This is a genomic window from Leisingera caerulea DSM 24564, from assembly GCF_000473325.1.
Taxonomy (GTDB): domain Bacteria; phylum Pseudomonadota; class Alphaproteobacteria; order Rhodobacterales; family Rhodobacteraceae; genus Leisingera; species Leisingera caerulea.
This window is the reverse complement of record NZ_KI421513.1, coordinates 3,506,523-3,520,584: the sequence shown is the minus strand read 5'-3', so window position 1 is coordinate 3,520,584 and position 14,062 is coordinate 3,506,523. Positions and strand designations below refer to the sequence as shown.

Genomic DNA, 14,062 nt, shown 5'->3' with positions numbered 1-14,062 from the left:
CCCAGGTGTCAGCCCAGGACCAGGCAGAAGTTCGCCTGGAGGGCCTGGAGGGCGCGCTGAAGGAGCTGTCGGCGGCTTGGGAGGCCTTGCAGCTGGAAGCCACCTCAAACGGGGGGCTGGATGTCGCAGAGGCCTCTGTGGAGCGTTTCACAGCCGCGCTGCGCTACCTGCAAGAAAACTTCGCGGAAGTTGATGAAATCGTGCAGCGTGTCGCCCAGGGGCTTGTCGTCGTTCTGGTCGGCCGCGGCATCAAGCTGGCGATCGCGCGCGGTATTGCAATGCGAGCGGCCTATGTCGAATTGGCCGGCGCCGTGTCTGGTGTGGGCACCTCGGCCACGCGGGCTCTTGGGCCACTGGCCCGCCTCGGGGTTGCCGCCCGGGCAATCACTGGCTTGATGGGCGGCCCGCTCAGCCTGGCCGTCACCGCCGCGTCCATCGCCGCGCTTGGCCTTGATATCGATACGGCTGCTGATGCGCTGAAGGGCGCCGATAGCGCATCTTCGGACGCAGCCGAAGCGCTCCGGCAGTATGCAGAGGCGTCCCGCCAAGCTGCCGAAGACCAGGACGCTCTTTCCGGCAAGGTGACAGCCACCACAGCGGAGATGGTCCGGCAGGGCCGTGTTGCTGTTCAAACGGCACTGGAAGCAAGCCAGAAGGCACAGCTGGAGTTGCTGGGCGTAGCTCAGGGTGAGGGCCTGTTCAATGGCGACCACATCACGGGTGCAATAGATGAAATCTTTGAAGCTGCGATGGAGAATTGGGTTCGCTCTGGGGCTCTAGGCGATAGTCCGGACTTAGATGTTATCACTGGAGGTTTTGTCAATGTCGGCCCGGTCTTCGGTGACGTCTTGGAGGCGTTGGGAGATCTTCGGGACGGCAGTCGGCCAATTTCCGAAATTGCGGAAACTCTGAATGCAGTTGCGGGCGCTGGTCAAGAAGTAACGTCTATCATCGGTCTGTTCGATGATGCTCTGGAGGGCGTTGTCGATGTGGACCTTGACAGCGTGCGTGATCGGATGCGCGCCATTGCTGGCGATATCGGCCTGTTTGGGGAAGAGCTTGCAGCGATCGGGGAAGCCCAGACGGAGGACGAGATCCGGCGGGCTTATGACCAGCTGCGCACCGCCATGTTGAGCGCGGCGGCGGCGGGCAAGCGTTTGCGTGAAACCGGGGAAGACGGCTTGCTGGGGCTTGTCGAAGCGCTGGCCAAAGGTGAAATCGAGATCGAAAACCTGAAATCCGCGCTGGAAGGCACTTGGAGCGTAGCGCAAGAGCAGCCGGGGCAGACCTTCGCTGGTCAAATCGGCGACGATGCCAAGACCGCGGCCGATGAGCTGGAGCGCATGGAGCGCGCGCATGAAGCGCTTTCGCGCCGTCAAGGCAAGGGGTTGCCGGGCACTGATCGCGGGTCCTACCAGCGATCGGAGCTGGAGGCCGCGCAGAAGGGCATTCTTGACCTGGTGGCCTTTGTTGAAGGGACTGACAAGGGCAGGGGGTATAATGAAACCCTTGGCTATGGCGCCTTTACCGATGGCCCGGTCAACCTGATCAATATGACCCTGAAGGAGATCCTGGAGCTGCAAAAGCAAATGCTTCAGCACCCGGATAACACCTTCAACTCCTCAGCGGCCGGGCGCTATCAGATCGTCAGCACCACCCTGAAGGATCTGATCAAGGATCTCGGCCTTTCCGGCGATGAGCTGTTTGACAAGAGCATGCAGGACCGGCTGGGCATGGAGCTGGTGCGCCGCCGGATGCCGCAGGGGCGCGAAGGGTTCTATAATGAATGGGAGGGCTTCAAGTTTGCTGGCACGCCGTGGTCAACCATCCAAGCCGGTTTGGGGTCGCAGTCGATCTCCCGACTGGATCCCGGGGTGCAAAAGGCCAATGAGGCGGCGGCAGAGCAGCGTGTGCGGATCCAGGAGGATCAGGCGCGGGCGCTGAAGGATCTGATTGCCGCGGGCGATGAGCAGCTGGCCCAGCTGGAGCTGGAGGCCATGCTGGTCGGCAAGTCGGCTTCAGAGCAGGCCAGGTTGACCTATATCCATGAGGCTTTGACCCAAGCCAAAGCTGCCGGCATCGATGTGGAAAAGCAGCGGGCCGACACGGGCGAGCTGTTGATTGACGTGATCAACCGGCAAGCCGATGCCATCGCGGCCAGGACAAAAAAAGAGCGCGAATCCTCTGGGTTGTCGGATCAGCAGAAGCGCGACCTGGAGGAATCCACGAGCGTTGTGAAATCGGCCTTTGATGAGCTGCGCGAAGGCGGAAAGGGCTGGGCCGGTTTCTTGGATACGATCATTGATCACATGATCGAAAAGCTTTGGGAGGCTGCCTTGGACCCGGTTTGGGAAAAGCTCGGGGGGCTCCTGAATGATGTTCTGAACGGCGGTAGTGGCGGCGGCGGCGGACTGATTGGAGCGCTGAGCGGGCTAGGCGGCGGTGCATCGCAGGCAGGTGCATCTGAAGGCGGTGCGTTTCTCGATCTTTTCGGCGGCCTGCTGGGGCAAGCTTCCGGCGGTCAGCTGGTCGGGGCCTATGCCGCTGGCGGTGATCTGCAAGCTGGCGGAAGAGCTGCTGGCCGGATGCAGGGCAGAGGTCACAAGCGCCAAGATAATATTCTCTTCTGGGGCGCTGCAGGCGAGTTCATCCAGCCTGGTGATGCAGTCGATTATTACGGTGTCGAGTTCATGGAAGCCATCCGGCAGAAGCGTGTGCCGCGCTATGCTGCTGGTGGCATTCTGGAGGGAAGCGGGGCTTATTCGGGGGCGTACTCAGGTTTTGTGAGTTCAGCTGCGGCCCGCGTTGATCCCCCTGTGAGCGGGGCCAGCAGCGCGGCCGAAGAAGCCGGTGTATCGGTCATTCAGCTTGAGCTTTCACCGGAACTGAAAGCGGAAATCCTGCAGCAGGCTGCAGGCCACTCTCTGGAGATCTCACGCGCCGGTATCGGCCAGAACAACAAGAACTTCAGCGCACATGTTGCAAAACTGCAAAAGAGAGGGGGGTCATCATGAGGCGCCCGATCGTGACCTTTCCTCTGGAACTGGTCAGGCTTTTAGAAGTGAATTGGGATATTGACTGGCGCAGCCAGTCTCTCGGTGTAACGACGTCCGGTGCATCAGCCACGGTTTTCAACGCATTCCCCCGTTGGGTGGGCACGCCGGAATTCCGTATTCCAAAAGAGCGCCTTGGGCTTTGGCGGGCAATTCGGTGGCAAGCTCAGGGCCGGGCCGGAATATACCGGGTGCCGATGGTTGACCCTCACGTCTCCAACCTGCGCCGAATGCCCGCTTGGGTAGAGTATTCTGAGAAGGGTATTCCGTTTTCTGGCGGGGCTCACTTTTCAAATGGACTGGGCTTTGCCTTCGAGCCCCGGCTGGTTGTTGCTCAAATTGCCAAGCCTGGCGATGAGACGCTCTTTGTCGAGGTAACCTCTCCGGATTACCGGCCTAATCCGGGTCAAATCATGAGCTTTGGCGATTGGCCCTTTGCAGTTTTGTCCGTGGCCGATGAGGGCGGATCCATCCTTCGGCTGGGAGTCCAAATGCAGCGGCGGGAGATCGGTGCTGGAGAAACGGTGAAGCTCCTGGGAACAGGATTGTTCGAAGTTTCATCCGATGAAACCGGGCGGCTGGCCTACCAGAAGGATGGGATCGCGCGCCCCAAGCTGATCCTGCAGGAGTACATCCAGAGATGAGCTTTTTCCCTGCCGGGTACAGGCCTCAGGACGATGTTCTGGGGGCTCTTGACCTTTGCCTGATCGACACGCCGGACGGCCCGGCGCGGTTCATAATAGGCACGGATGGCGTGTTCACTGATATCAACGGCGACAAGTGGTTCGGCACCCAGCTTGCCAGCGTTTCGAGCCTCGCGAGTGCGCTGGACGGGCAGGCGCCAGAAGGCAGCCTGACGCTTAGCTTTTTCCAGGATCCGGACGCAGATAACCTGATCGCACAGGTAAAAGAACTGGGGCTGCAATACATCAAGGGGCGGCCAATCACCTTTTATATCCAGCCGATCAATTCGCAGTCGGAGTTTTATGCGCCCGCCGTCGCTCCGGTCCAGTGGTTGCAGCGCACTATGCGGACGCTGGTGTTCAGAGAAAGCGGCGCACAGGACCGGTCTATTTCTGTGACCTTCGAGGCTTGGAGCGAAAACCGCCGGGCTTCCCGCCGGATCATCCTGAACACTGAAGGCCACGCGAAGCTGATCGGCGAGGAAAACCCGTCCCTCGAATTCATGCCAACTGACGATTTTGAAGAAGAAAAGCTGTTCGGATGACACCTCTTTATCGAGAACTTCACCGATGGATGGCGCTGCCGTTCATCTGGGGCGAGACTGATTGCATGCTGGTTCTGGCGGATTGGATTGAGCGCGTGCGCGGGGCCGATCCTGCGGCTCACATCCGAGGCACCTATGACAGCCGGGGAAGCTGCCAGCGTGAAACTGGTTTCCTGCGCGATCCGGTCGCGGCGGTTGAGGGCTGTCTTGCCACAATCGGCGGCCTTGAACGGGTCCAGGAGCCGCGCAAAGGGGATATTGCCGTCATCGTTGTGCCGGAAGCCGATGGGCGCGTGTCCTCCTGCGGCGCGGTCTGGCTTGGCAGCGCTTGGGGTTGCAAGGGTCAAAATGGCACGACCACGCTAAAGCCTCAGGCGGTGCTGAGAGTGCTGGCAATTTGGAGCGTTGGTTATGAGGCGTAAGTTTCTGATTGCGGCCTTTCTCGGCACAACCGCATTGACCCCGGAACCTGCCGAGGCCGCGGCGGTCGGCGGCTTTATCGTTGGTGCGCTTGGCGGTGCGGCTGCGGCTGGAGCATCTGCAGCCTTCGTGGCGGGGGTGAGTGCCGGCGCAGCATTTGCGGCGACCGCAATTGGCGGCTTTATCGTCAAGACCGTTGTCGCCGTGGGGTTGTCCGCTCTGGCGGGCGCGCTCGCTCCGAAGCCGTCGCTGCCGCCCCCGGGCGCCCGGATGGTGAATTTCGCACAGCCGGTAGCGTATGCGGAACACGTCTATGGCCGGGCGCGCAAGGGTGGGCCGCTGGGCTTCACCGGTTTCGCGGACGGCAGGCGCTATTACGTCCCGATACTTGCCGCCCACCAGATTGAAGGTATTGTCGAGCATTGGCTTGATGAGCGCGCCGTGGCTTTGACGGCGGAGGCTGACCCCGCGCTGAGCAATATCGGAACGGACCCCATAGCTGGGTACGGCAGGATCAACGCTTTTACCGGCGCGGCGGAGCAGTTGGTCGACCCGGGCCTTGATGCAGCCTTCACAGAGATCACTGAGGCGCATAATTTCAAGGGGCTTGCCGGTGCGGTGTTGTGGGCAAAACGCCCGCCGCAGGAGAGCTTTACCAAGATCTACCCGAATGGCAGGCAATGGGCCTATGCGCCGGTATTCGACGGCAAAAAAGACCTCTATGACCCGCGCACAGGTGTTGAGGGCTACACCAACAATGCGGCTTTGGTGCTGGCAGATTGGGTGGTGAATGTCCTTGGGCGCGACGTGGATTGGGATGAGGTGGCCGATGAGGCCGACGCCTGCGATCCGCTGATTTTGAATGCTGAAGGGGAGGCGCAGCCGCTCTGGACGTTGAACGGAACTATCTCTGACGAACAGCCCTACGAGGACCAGCGCGCGCAATTGGCGGCTGCCTGCGATGCGTTTATTTATGAGCGCACGGACGGCAAGGTCGGGTTCACGGTTGGCCGCTGGATCGAGCCGGAACTGACCCTCACCCAGGACGATTTCTTTGCTCTGGAGCTGTCAGAAGGCCAATGGGGAGACGATGCGCCGGACGAGGTTTCTGCTGTCTATGTTGAGCCGCTGAATGCCTGGCGGGAGACGCCAAGCGGCACCTGGGTTGAAAGTGATGCCGCTAAGCCCGTTCGGGAAGAACCGCAGCTTTACATGGTCCACAGCCACAACCAGGCGTCGCGTCTGAATAAGCGCATCGCCAAGACAAAGCGTGCGAAGTATCGGCTCAGCGGTACAATCGGGATGATGGGGTATGAAATCCTTGGCGGCCGGGAGGGCGGTCGGGCCCACAGGTTCATCCGGGTGCAAAACGATGAGATAGGCCTGGATGAATACTTTGAAATCGGCGAACTGGAGCGCGAAGGAAGTGGTACATTCAACCTTACCGCAAACAGCGTCAGGCCCGAAGATTTCGACTTTGACGCTACCGCAGAGGAGCCGAAGCGCCCGAAATACGGCACCGTGGTCAGCGACAGCAGCATCCCGGTTCCTGAAAACCTCAGCGGGGCGCCTCAAGATAATGGGTCGGCCCTGTTCGTTTGGGATCCGCAGGACAGTGCGTATACGCAGGAGCTTCGCTACCGGCCTGTTGGTGACAGCTACTGGCTGACCCAGCAAACATCCGAAAGCGCTGACAGGCTGCGTGTCGGCGGGCTTGCGGATGGCCAGGATTATGAAGCGCAAGTCAGGAACAGGACGGCAGGAGCGGGCGCCTCAGATTGGGGGCCGGAAACGCCCGTTGTTCTAAGCGCTGTTGCCGACACTGTGCCGCCGGGCGGGCTCAGTGCTTTCAGCGTGTCGGAAGCCGCTGGCGATGCGGTCATTTCCTTCACTGCGCCGAATGACTCCCACTATTTCGGCACCCGGATCTACCGCGGCTGGGATGGCATCTTTGAAAACGCAGCGTTGATCCACACGGAATACGGCATCTCCAGCAGCGGTGACAGCTACACCGATCCGGCGCCCGGATATGCGACCTTTTACTATTGGGCTGAGCCTATCAACAGCAGTGAGCTTCCCGGCCCGCGCTCTGGCCCGCAGACGATCACGATTAACGAACCCGGCCCGTAGCGCCCGGGAAACCCAACCCAGAACCAGAAACGATTTCAGCCGGCGCTTGGCCCGGCTCATTTGGAGTACCCATATGTCACCAAAAAGCCCCACAGATATCATGTTCGGCAATCCGCCCTCGGACATTCATCAGCCCTCACCGGCTGAGCTGCGGGACTGGATGGAGCTGAACGGCGGCCCGAAAGTGGAAACTTTTGCAGATCTTGCGGCTGTTGACGAGACGATGGTTCCGGTCGGCGGGCTGCTGCGCTGCATTGAAAACGGGGCGGTGTATGAGCGGGCGCCTGGCGGCGCCAGCGATGCCCATCTGGATTACACCGGCGGCACCGGCAAGAAATGGTATGTTCGCAGCGATGTCTACGATCCCCGGTTTTTCGGTTGGAGTTCCGGCGACATGCTGCCTTACCTTCAGCAGTTTGCTGACGGGGATTGGGAAACCTTCCGTGCGCCGCGTGGGTCTGAATGGACCCTTTCCGATACCGTCACCATTGTTGTCGACGATCTGACGCGCAGCAAAACCCTGGATCTTGAGGGCAGTGTCCGGACGAACACCAAAAACAGCGCCAAGATCCTGATCCAGCAGAACGACAAGTCCCTGGGCGTGCTGAAATACGTCTACATCAACGGCGGCACAACGCACCTCCATTCCGATAACAACATCGGATTCCACATCAAAGACACAAGGAATGTTCGTTTCTTCGGTCATGAGGTGCGCGGCGACCCCAGCCTTTTGACCAGCCGCGGCGTGGGCGTCCTGATCGAGAACGAGAACGCTTACGCGGAGCGTTTCATGTGGCAGAATTGTTCCGGTGTGAACCTTCGGCATACGATCCAGTTCCATTTTTCCGGCGGTGTGGATGGAGGTTTCTCTTTCGCCCGGGCCATGGTCGAGAACATGACCCTGAACGGCGGGGTTGCTGGTGAAGCGCAGATCGCGCTGACCACGGATGTGGATTTTGCTCTGGGTGTGACGAACCCGCAGAATTTCACGCTGGGGGAGACGGTGACTCAGGCGGTAACCGGGGCCTCTGGTACGGTTTTGGGTTGGCCGGAGGCCCAAAACGTCCTGTACATTGGATCGGCAACCGGGGATTTCAATGCCACAGATACGATTACGGGGGTAACTTCTGGAAAAACCAGAACCCCGTCTAGCGTGGTTTCCCCAAGGCTTCCCAATGTCTATGACAGCACGTTCGAAAACATCACCGGGAATCTGGAAGACGGCGTTATCGTGATGGACCTCGGCGGCGGTATGGTCGGAACCCGTATCATGCACATCGCCTGCGAGGCGGAGGCGGGCACCAGAGCATATGCTTTCCGAGTGCTGAAGAACAGCGCTGGCCTGGACAACTGGACGTTCGAGCGTCCGAGCATTGGCGATATTGATCTGTCGAACCAGATGGATCTGTTTCACGGCACTCCCGATTCCAAAGCTTTCAGCCCGTTGAAGATTTATGAGGGCTTGCGGCTGATCCCTGCAAGCAACCCGCCGGATATCTTGGATGGAGTTATGTCCTATGCAGACGGGGTGGGCTGGAATCCTGGCGGTATCGGCGAGGGTGACGGTGGCGCGGGGTGCTTCTTGCGTCAGAGCGGGTCCTGGCAGCGGGTGGTCACGTTTGTGCAAACCAACGCGGCGAACCTTGCAGACGCCAACAACCCCATCAACACAACCGGGAAATACTACGGGAAGCCGGTTTTCTCGGCATCCACAAACGCGGAATACCGGGCAACTGGAGCGGCCCCGTCCGCAAGCTGGAAGTCGCAACTGGACGGCTCGCTTATTACACCCGTCTGACCGTCCGCCATGTGCCCTTTTTTTGATCTGAAGTGGTGAAATAAAGCCATGAACAACTTCAATCTGTTCGCCGAAGTCTTCAATGAGCGCGGCGCGCTCCTGGCCATCTTCGGAGCTATGGGGGGCGCGGTGCGGTCCGCGGCCCTCAAGACGACCTGGCGCGAGGGGCTGCGGGTTACCTTCATCGGAACCACTACTGCATTTGGTGTTGGGGTGCTGGCCCCTATTCTGTTGCGACCTTGGATAGGTGAGCTGCCAGAGGGCATGGCCGCGGCTCTTGGCACGCTCTGTTCCTGTGCGTTCCTTGTGGGATTGCTGGCCGTCACCTTCATTGAACGGTCTTTGGCTCAGTCCGGGGAGACTGGTCAGCTTGGGGAGGCCGAAAAATGAAGCACCTCCCCAAGATCCGCCGCGACAAGCAGGACCCCTGCGCTGACTTCTGGCACACCCTCCGCGTCGGCGGGGTTTGCTTCCTTGTCCTGCTGGTAATTCTGCCGAAGGTCATCGGCTAAACTAAGGGAAAACATCATGAAACTTGCAATCGTGGTCGGGCACAACGCCCGGGCGCAGGGCGCTGTGCGTCCTGATACTGGCGAAACGGAATTTGCCTGGAACAGCCGTCTCGCTAAGATGATCCTCGCGGAGGCCAAGAGGTTTCCGGGAATTGACGTCCGAACCTTTTTCCGGGCGCGTGGTGGCACCTACGGCGATGAGATCCGGCGTGTCTATCGTGAAACCGATGACTGGGGCGCAGACGCCACCTGTGAGCTGCATTTCAACAGTCACCACAATCCGCAGGCCACCGGCACGGAAACCCTTTCCAGCGGCTCCGCTGCTTCCCTGCGCTACTGCGAGGCGCTGCAAACCCGGATGCTCGCCGCACTTGGCCTGAAAAACCGGGGGCGGAAGGTTGTTCGGACCGGCCGGGGCGCCGCCAGCCTGATTGCAGGGCGTGCGCCGGCCGCCTTGATCGAGCCTTTCTTTGGGTCCTCGCCCAAGGGTCAGCAGGCCACTGATGAGCCGCATGAGATGCAGGCGCTGGCCAGAGCCATTCTGATTGCAACGCAGGACGCGTTTCTGTGATGGCGCGCCTGTCCTGGGCGCTGAGTGGCGCGGCTGTGCTTGCGCTGGGGGCATGGCTTGCCTGGTCGAATGGCTACCGCACCGGCGAGGCTGCGGCGGTCGATCGGGCCCGGGTCGAAAAGGAGAAGCGCCAGGCGGAGCTGTTCCGCCTGGCCGACCGGCTGTCGGAACAAGCTGCCGAGTTGGAAAGGTATCGAAATGCACAAGACGAACTGTCGCCGGAGCTGGAAGAAGCCGCCCGCGCGGATCCTGATAATGCTCGCCCTGGTATCGGTGCTGCCGGGCTGTCTCGGCTGGAGCGGCGCTGGCGCGTTGCGCCTTGAGCCTCTACCGCCTTCTGTTGAGGAGCCTTGTCCGCACCCTTCCGCGCTTCTCAGCCGCGGCGGGACGGTCGCGGACGATGAAATTAGTCTTGGGCGTGTCGGTGGCGCCCTGATCCGATGCGGACGTGAAAAAGCCGTTGCAGTCGAAAGCTACAACGGCGTGAGGGGCGTATTTTCTAGACAGGCCACCCCAAAAGACAATTCGCGGCAAACTGGACTATTTTCCAAATAACCCAAGTCCAGAGAACTGCTGCGGCCGCCATCGCTGGCAGAAGCCACCAACCGCTTCGCGCTTGATAACGCTCCCACGCCCACGCCGCCTTCCCGATTGCCAGATAGAACTTTCTCATCAGACGCACGCAATCGCCAAACCCTGTTGGATCAGGTCTGCGCCTTTGATTTTGTACACGCCTCGGATTTTGTGACGTCCGGTAGTTAAAAACCACTCTGCTATTTCAGCCGGGTAATGGCGGGCCATCACCCGGCTGAAATAGTCGAATTGCTTCTTCGTCAAGGGGCGGCCGCTGCGCGAAGGGCCGTGAAATCCGAATATGGTTTTGGGGTCAACGCAGGCACCCGGCAGGCCGAGATACATCGTGCATGTGGAGTAGCAAACCCGGCCGCGTATCTGCACAGTATCTCCGGCGGCCTGGAGGTGGCTGATTTCTGTAATGCGCTCGGCTAGGCTTCCGCCGCGGTCTGAATTGACCACATGGGCGTCTGCGGCGGCCTGAGTTGTCAGAGCGAATAAAAAAATAAAAAACTGTTTGAACATATCAACACGTCTCTCAAATTGTTCACAAAAAGTAAAGTGCAATCATAGGTGGTTGAAGCGTGGTGCCGTCTATCCTTCGTGTTTCCGGGGTTAGCTGGATTGATCGAGGCGGCGTTCGTTTTCCGCCTCAAAACCGTGTGCGATAATTTGGGCCGTCAGAAGCCAGTCCTCAGTCCGCATAGCGCGTGGGCGGGTGCAGATGCAGATCATGCCGCCAATTGCGAAATCCGACTTTCGACACAGGAGGGCATGGTTCTGGCAGATCCTGTCTTCAATGAACCAACCCTCAGGAAGTCCATCCGTAATGATCCGGTCATTGAAGCGGGGCGCTGTCATATCGTCCTCCGGGCGGTTTCAGGACTTGTTAAGGATGGGCTGCCCGCGTTCCAGATTGGGGTCTTGCTTTTCCAAACGGGACAGCAGGCTGTCTGAAATGGCCTGATCAATATTCGCGGCCATTTGGAGCATCACGCGATGGCGCGCCCGTGGGTCTTTTGAGGACATGCTGACAACCTCTTCGAACGCCTCGTCTGCTGATTTCTCAGCCTTGGACAGGAGGGAGAACAGCCACTGGGTTTCCTCCCGGCTCAGTTCCAGAACCGTATGTGGCGGATGGTTACTCATGGTGCCTCCTGGCGGCGGTTTAAGATTGTTGGGTGGCCTACTCAGCGACACAGGTAAACGTGTGCCGCCTGTCTGCCCCTAATGGGACGCCCGCACCCCGAAGGGCTGAACGCATCGAGCGGTTTCGGCCGTTGGAACTCAGGATGCCAGTGCGCCGCGGGCGTCTTCCAGATCCTCTTCCGGGTCTTCAACGCCGAATTCATTGCGCATGCCTTCTGCGATGGGAGGCCAGCCGGGGCCGTAGAGGTCGTAGCATTCGATGAAGGCCATCAGGGTGTTCGCTTGCTTTGAGGTGAGCTGTTTCATGGTGTCTCCTGTGATCGGCGGTTTCTGGATTAGGCTTGATCTGCTGAGGTGATCGGCTCTCGCAGGCTGAGCTTTGTGCCGACTGCGTAATGTGAGGCCTTCATCATTAGCGTTGCCCCGTCACCGGCTCCGGTCACCTGCCAGCCATCGCGGGTGGCAACATGCCATCTGGCCTTTCCGTCTTCGCAAACGCGCAACTCGACGGTTTCAGCTTCGCCGAATGGCTGAAAGGCTTTCAGTTCGGCGTTGCTGCAGTTGATGGTGCAACACCAATCCCCACGATACAGGGTGCAGTCGTCACATCTGTTGTCGGGGTTTGCGAGCGGGGCGAGGTAAGTCATGCGGCCTCCCGGCGGTTTCTGGATTAGTCGTCACTGTCTTTTGCGCAGGCCATGACGGTGGGTTTTGGTCCTGAGCCGTCATAGATTTCTTCGAATCCAATCCACTCGCATTTGTCGCGTTCTTCGCGAGCGATCCGCTTGGCTTCGGTAGCGTTCTCCGCTTCGACTAGGCAGGTGTGCGCGATCTGCCTTCGTACTGTGACACTGTATGTCGGCATGGCTGCCTCCGGGCGGCGGTTTCTGGATTAGCGGTTGATCAGGAATTCGGCGATGCTTTCGCCCACGGCGCCTGCATCCCTGTAGCTGTAGGTGATTATGACCCTGGAAATGGTCGCCACAGCATTCGGGTAGGGCGCGCTATCTCGCAGGTGCCCAGCAAGGTGCTGGGCGGCAAGCTGGTTTTCCATCTGCACTGTCGTTTTGATCTGCATTGGCACCTCCGGGGTTAGTTGGACGCGGCTTCGTCGGCGTCCCAATGTTGCAAGTCTTCGTCTACCAGCTCCCACGCTCCGGCGCCGCTCCAGTCCAGATCATCCGATCCGAATGGCTCACCAAAGGTCCGCAGAATTTCGATGGCATATTCAAGGGCGTCAGTTTTGTTGAACCCGCCACCGGTGCGGGAAATCAGGCGCAAGGCCATCGCGTTGACAAATTGAGAGAGGGTTGTGCCGTCTGCCTCCGCAACCGGGGCATAGGTCACTTCCTGGCGCGGCGGCACATCGCCGTCCTCAACGCCTAGCATGTAGTACCGGCGCGGGCGATCTTCGAGCTTGGCGAAGCACTTAGCACACAGCCAGTAGCCGTTCACGGTATCGCCATCCCAGTGCTTGCAATCTGCCATATTGGCCTCCGGGCGGTTTCTGGATTAAGGAGTTTCGTCTTTGATGGCGGCCGTCTTGCCGCAGTTTGGGCACTTGAAGGTTTCACCTTGGTTGCTGGCCCGGCTGGCCTCGATGTAATCGAAGTCGAACAGGTCATAATCCACTTGGCAGAACCCGCATTCGAACTCGGCGTATCCGCCTCCGCCGTTGCTGTATCGGGTCATGGTGTGGCTTGGCATATCGGCCTCCGGCGGTTTTAGGATTTCTCGGTAGCGTGGCGAAACACTGCGATCTGCGCGCGGAGTGTGCGGGCGCTGAGTTCCATCTTCGCTGCGGCCCCTTCCAGTTCTGAAACGGTGCTGCCTACGTATTCATCATCGTGATCGGCAACAGCGGTCATCATGGTCTCCGCGCTGTTGAGCGCGGTTCGGTGTGCCGCGCGAGTGTGCGCGAAAAGCGTTTGAATTGGCGTCATGGTGCCTCCGGCGGTTTCTGGATTAGGATTTCAGCGACACGAGATCGCCGTCGCATTCGCTGTCTGCGAACAGCTTCCCATCAGGCGTATAGCGCTGGTAGCCACACGATGAGACGAAGGGGTGATTATCCCCGATGCTCTCCGGGTCGTACCGGACGGAAACTGTCCGTTTGCCGTCCCGCGTGACGTATGTCTGATCACTCTCAAGCTGCATTTTTCACCTCGGGGGGGTAGCTGGATTACTCGTGGTTCATCGGGCTTTTGGGCATGTCGCGCCAAAAGGTCGGCCAGACTTGAATGTGCGTCCCTGCCAGAACCCAAGCCTGTTCCGGTTCGAACCAATGACCGGCTTCGACTTCAGATTTGTCAGGGCGTGCCAGTAGCACTTGTCGCTCATCGTCCGGCTTTTTCTTTTCGCAGAGGGTCCACTTGGCGCTCATTGCAGTCTCCGGCGGTTTCTGGATTAGGACAGGGCGGCTTGAGCTTTTTGGACTTTGCTCCGCAACGCCCTCAGTTCTTCGGCTGCTCTTCTGAGCGTCTCGCACTTGTCGCCGTCAATGAATGGCAGCTCGTCTTCGTTGATCTTTCCCGCATCGAAGTCTTGGCAGCGCCGCATTGAATAGCGGGCCAAACTCTCAAGTTCGTCTGCGATGTCTTCTTCAAAAGGCATATCGGCCTCCGGTTT

General features: G+C 59.5%; 22 protein-coding genes. 10 read left to right on the top strand and 12 right to left on the bottom strand.

Going from position 1 to position 14,062, the window contains the following annotated elements; genetic code table 11:
* Nucleotides 1–86 precede the first annotated feature (86 nt).
* The 10 genes from CAER_RS28985 to CAER_RS28980 all read left to right on the top strand — a co-directional run bounded on the left by CAER_RS28985 (nucleotide 87) and on the right by CAER_RS28980 (nucleotide 10,035).
* Entirely contained in the window at nucleotides 87–3,014 is a 2,928-nt protein-coding gene (locus CAER_RS28985; RefSeq protein WP_161631107.1) for a glycoside hydrolase family 104 protein, read from the top strand.
* A complete protein-coding gene (locus CAER_RS0124460) occupies nucleotides 3,011–3,697 on the top strand; it encodes a hypothetical protein (protein WP_027237835.1) in 687 nt (228 codons plus the stop codon). Before CAER_RS28985 ends, CAER_RS0124460 begins: the two co-directional genes overlap by 4 nt.
* A gap of 110 nt (nucleotides 3,698–3,807) precedes the next feature.
* A complete protein-coding gene (locus CAER_RS0124455) occupies nucleotides 3,808–4,281 on the top strand; it encodes a hypothetical protein (protein ID WP_245597408.1) in 474 nt (157 codons plus the stop codon).
* A complete protein-coding gene (locus tag CAER_RS0124450) occupies nucleotides 4,278–4,703 on the top strand; it encodes a DUF6950 family protein (protein WP_027237833.1) in 426 nt (141 codons plus the stop codon). The genes CAER_RS0124455 and CAER_RS0124450 overlap by 4 nt, the downstream gene beginning before the upstream one ends.
* Complete coding sequence (locus CAER_RS0124445; RefSeq protein ID WP_027237832.1) at nucleotides 4,693–6,831, top strand: phage tail protein; 2,139 nt, start codon at nucleotides 4,693–4,695, stop codon at nucleotides 6,829–6,831. Before CAER_RS0124450 ends, CAER_RS0124445 begins: the two co-directional genes overlap by 11 nt.
* Before the next feature lie 100 nt (nucleotides 6,832–6,931).
* On the top strand, nucleotides 6,932–8,629 hold the full coding sequence (locus tag CAER_RS28460) for a hypothetical protein (protein WP_036797581.1): 1,698 nt from the start codon (nucleotides 6,932–6,934) through the stop codon (nucleotides 8,627–8,629).
* A gap of 48 nt (nucleotides 8,630–8,677) precedes the next feature.
* Complete coding sequence (locus tag CAER_RS28455) at nucleotides 8,678–9,019, top strand: hypothetical protein (RefSeq protein WP_036797579.1); 342 nt, start codon at nucleotides 8,678–8,680, stop codon at nucleotides 9,017–9,019.
* On the top strand, nucleotides 9,016–9,141 hold the full coding sequence (locus CAER_RS30675; protein WP_281172291.1) for a hypothetical protein: 126 nt from the start codon (nucleotides 9,016–9,018) through the stop codon (nucleotides 9,139–9,141). The genes CAER_RS28455 and CAER_RS30675 overlap by 4 nt, the downstream gene beginning before the upstream one ends.
* Before the next feature lie 16 nt (nucleotides 9,142–9,157).
* The gene (locus CAER_RS0124425; protein ID WP_027237831.1) at nucleotides 9,158–9,712 is read left to right on the top strand and encodes an N-acetylmuramoyl-L-alanine amidase; all 555 of its coding nucleotides are present in this window, start codon (nucleotides 9,158–9,160) and stop codon (nucleotides 9,710–9,712) included.
* The gene (locus CAER_RS28980; protein ID WP_051357851.1) at nucleotides 9,712–10,035 is read left to right on the top strand and encodes a hypothetical protein; all 324 of its coding nucleotides are present in this window, start codon (nucleotides 9,712–9,714) and stop codon (nucleotides 10,033–10,035) included. Before CAER_RS0124425 ends, CAER_RS28980 begins: the two co-directional genes overlap by 1 nt.
* Nucleotides 10,036–10,384: 349 nt before the next feature.
* On the opposite strand, the gene CAER_RS28445 is transcribed toward CAER_RS28980, so the two are convergent.
* From CAER_RS28445 to CAER_RS0124355, 12 genes are all read right to left on the bottom strand, one after another.
* On the bottom strand, nucleotides 10,385–10,810 hold the full coding sequence (locus tag CAER_RS28445) for a hypothetical protein (protein WP_036797577.1): 426 nt from the start codon (nucleotides 10,808–10,810) through the stop codon (nucleotides 10,385–10,387).
* A 90-nt stretch (nucleotides 10,811–10,900) separates the two neighbouring features.
* Nucleotides 10,901–11,146 carry a hypothetical protein gene (locus CAER_RS0124410; RefSeq protein WP_027237830.1) on the bottom strand — a complete coding sequence of 82 codons (246 nt, stop codon included), beginning with the start codon at nucleotides 11,144–11,146 and terminating at the stop codon, nucleotides 10,901–10,903.
* 18 nt (nucleotides 11,147–11,164) lie between these two features.
* Entirely contained in the window at nucleotides 11,165–11,434 is a 270-nt protein-coding gene (locus CAER_RS0124405; protein ID WP_027237829.1) for a hypothetical protein, read from the bottom strand.
* A gap of 138 nt (nucleotides 11,435–11,572) precedes the next feature.
* Complete coding sequence (locus CAER_RS29910) at nucleotides 11,573–11,740, bottom strand: hypothetical protein (RefSeq protein ID WP_154667833.1); 168 nt, start codon at nucleotides 11,738–11,740, stop codon at nucleotides 11,573–11,575.
* 29 nt (nucleotides 11,741–11,769) lie between these two features.
* Complete coding sequence (locus tag CAER_RS0124395; RefSeq protein WP_027237828.1) at nucleotides 11,770–12,081, bottom strand: hypothetical protein; 312 nt, start codon at nucleotides 12,079–12,081, stop codon at nucleotides 11,770–11,772.
* Nucleotides 12,082–12,104: 23 nt separating this feature from the next.
* Complete coding sequence (locus CAER_RS0124390; protein WP_027237827.1) at nucleotides 12,105–12,299, bottom strand: hypothetical protein; 195 nt, start codon at nucleotides 12,297–12,299, stop codon at nucleotides 12,105–12,107.
* A 27-nt stretch (nucleotides 12,300–12,326) separates the two neighbouring features.
* Complete coding sequence (locus CAER_RS0124385) at nucleotides 12,327–12,512, bottom strand: hypothetical protein (RefSeq protein WP_027237826.1); 186 nt, start codon at nucleotides 12,510–12,512, stop codon at nucleotides 12,327–12,329.
* Nucleotides 12,513–12,526: 14 nt separating this feature from the next.
* The gene (locus CAER_RS0124380) at nucleotides 12,527–12,922 is read right to left on the bottom strand and encodes a hypothetical protein (RefSeq protein WP_027237825.1); all 396 of its coding nucleotides are present in this window, start codon (nucleotides 12,920–12,922) and stop codon (nucleotides 12,527–12,529) included.
* A gap of 24 nt (nucleotides 12,923–12,946) precedes the next feature.
* Entirely contained in the window at nucleotides 12,947–13,126 is a 180-nt protein-coding gene (locus tag CAER_RS0124375; protein ID WP_154667832.1) for a transcription initiation factor IIE subunit alpha family protein, read from the bottom strand.
* A 32-nt stretch (nucleotides 13,127–13,158) separates the two neighbouring features.
* Entirely contained in the window at nucleotides 13,159–13,377 is a 219-nt protein-coding gene (locus CAER_RS0124370; RefSeq protein WP_027237823.1) for a hypothetical protein, read from the bottom strand.
* A 239-nt stretch (nucleotides 13,378–13,616) separates the two neighbouring features.
* Nucleotides 13,617–13,817 carry a hypothetical protein gene (locus CAER_RS0124360; protein ID WP_027237821.1) on the bottom strand — a complete coding sequence of 67 codons (201 nt, stop codon included), beginning with the start codon at nucleotides 13,815–13,817 and terminating at the stop codon, nucleotides 13,617–13,619.
* 23 nt (nucleotides 13,818–13,840) lie between these two features.
* Complete coding sequence (locus tag CAER_RS0124355) at nucleotides 13,841–14,047, bottom strand: hypothetical protein (protein ID WP_027237820.1); 207 nt, start codon at nucleotides 14,045–14,047, stop codon at nucleotides 13,841–13,843.
* Between the last annotated feature and the right edge of the window lie 15 nt (nucleotides 14,048–14,062).

Bases quoted from the DNA above. Each gene is read 5' to 3' on its own strand.
- CAER_RS28460 (WP_036797581.1), top strand. From the start codon at position 6,932: ATGTTCGGCAATCCGCCCTCGGACATTCATCAGCCCTCACCGGCTGAG.
- CAER_RS0124460 (WP_027237835.1), top strand. From the start codon at position 3,011: ATGAGGCGCCCGATCGTGACCTTTCCTCTGGAACTGGTCAGGCTTTTA.
- CAER_RS0124370 (WP_027237823.1), bottom strand. From the start codon at position 13,377: ATGACGCCAATTCAAACGCTTTTCGCGCACACTCGCGCGGCACACCGA.
- CAER_RS0124445 (WP_027237832.1), top strand. From the start codon at position 4,693: ATGAGGCGTAAGTTTCTGATTGCGGCCTTTCTCGGCACAACCGCATTG.
- CAER_RS0124410 (WP_027237830.1), bottom strand. From the start codon at position 11,146: ATGACAGCGCCCCGCTTCAATGACCGGATCATTACGGATGGACTTCCT.
- CAER_RS28980 (WP_051357851.1), top strand. From the start codon at position 9,712: ATGGCGCGCCTGTCCTGGGCGCTGAGTGGCGCGGCTGTGCTTGCGCTG.
- CAER_RS0124395 (WP_027237828.1), bottom strand. From the start codon at position 12,081: ATGACTTACCTCGCCCCGCTCGCAAACCCCGACAACAGATGTGACGAC.
- CAER_RS0124390 (WP_027237827.1), bottom strand. From the start codon at position 12,299: ATGCCGACATACAGTGTCACAGTACGAAGGCAGATCGCGCACACCTGC.
- CAER_RS0124385 (WP_027237826.1), bottom strand. From the start codon at position 12,512: ATGCAGATCAAAACGACAGTGCAGATGGAAAACCAGCTTGCCGCCCAG.
- CAER_RS28445 (WP_036797577.1), bottom strand. From the start codon at position 10,810: ATGTTCAAACAGTTTTTTATTTTTTTATTCGCTCTGACAACTCAGGCC.
- CAER_RS0124450 (WP_027237833.1), top strand. From the start codon at position 4,278: ATGACACCTCTTTATCGAGAACTTCACCGATGGATGGCGCTGCCGTTC.
- CAER_RS0124425 (WP_027237831.1), top strand. From the start codon at position 9,158: ATGAAACTTGCAATCGTGGTCGGGCACAACGCCCGGGCGCAGGGCGCT.
- CAER_RS28455 (WP_036797579.1), top strand. From the start codon at position 8,678: ATGAACAACTTCAATCTGTTCGCCGAAGTCTTCAATGAGCGCGGCGCG.
- CAER_RS0124380 (WP_027237825.1), bottom strand. From the start codon at position 12,922: ATGGCAGATTGCAAGCACTGGGATGGCGATACCGTGAACGGCTACTGG.
- CAER_RS0124360 (WP_027237821.1), bottom strand. From the start codon at position 13,817: ATGAGCGCCAAGTGGACCCTCTGCGAAAAGAAAAAGCCGGACGATGAG.
- CAER_RS0124375 (WP_154667832.1), bottom strand. From the start codon at position 13,126: ATGACCCGATACAGCAACGGCGGAGGCGGATACGCCGAGTTCGAATGC.
- CAER_RS30675 (WP_281172291.1), top strand. From the start codon at position 9,016: ATGAAGCACCTCCCCAAGATCCGCCGCGACAAGCAGGACCCCTGCGCT.
- CAER_RS0124405 (WP_027237829.1), bottom strand. From the start codon at position 11,434: ATGAGTAACCATCCGCCACATACGGTTCTGGAACTGAGCCGGGAGGAA.
- CAER_RS0124355 (WP_027237820.1), bottom strand. From the start codon at position 14,047: ATGCCTTTTGAAGAAGACATCGCAGACGAACTTGAGAGTTTGGCCCGC.
- CAER_RS29910 (WP_154667833.1), bottom strand. From the start codon at position 11,740: ATGAAACAGCTCACCTCAAAGCAAGCGAACACCCTGATGGCCTTCATC.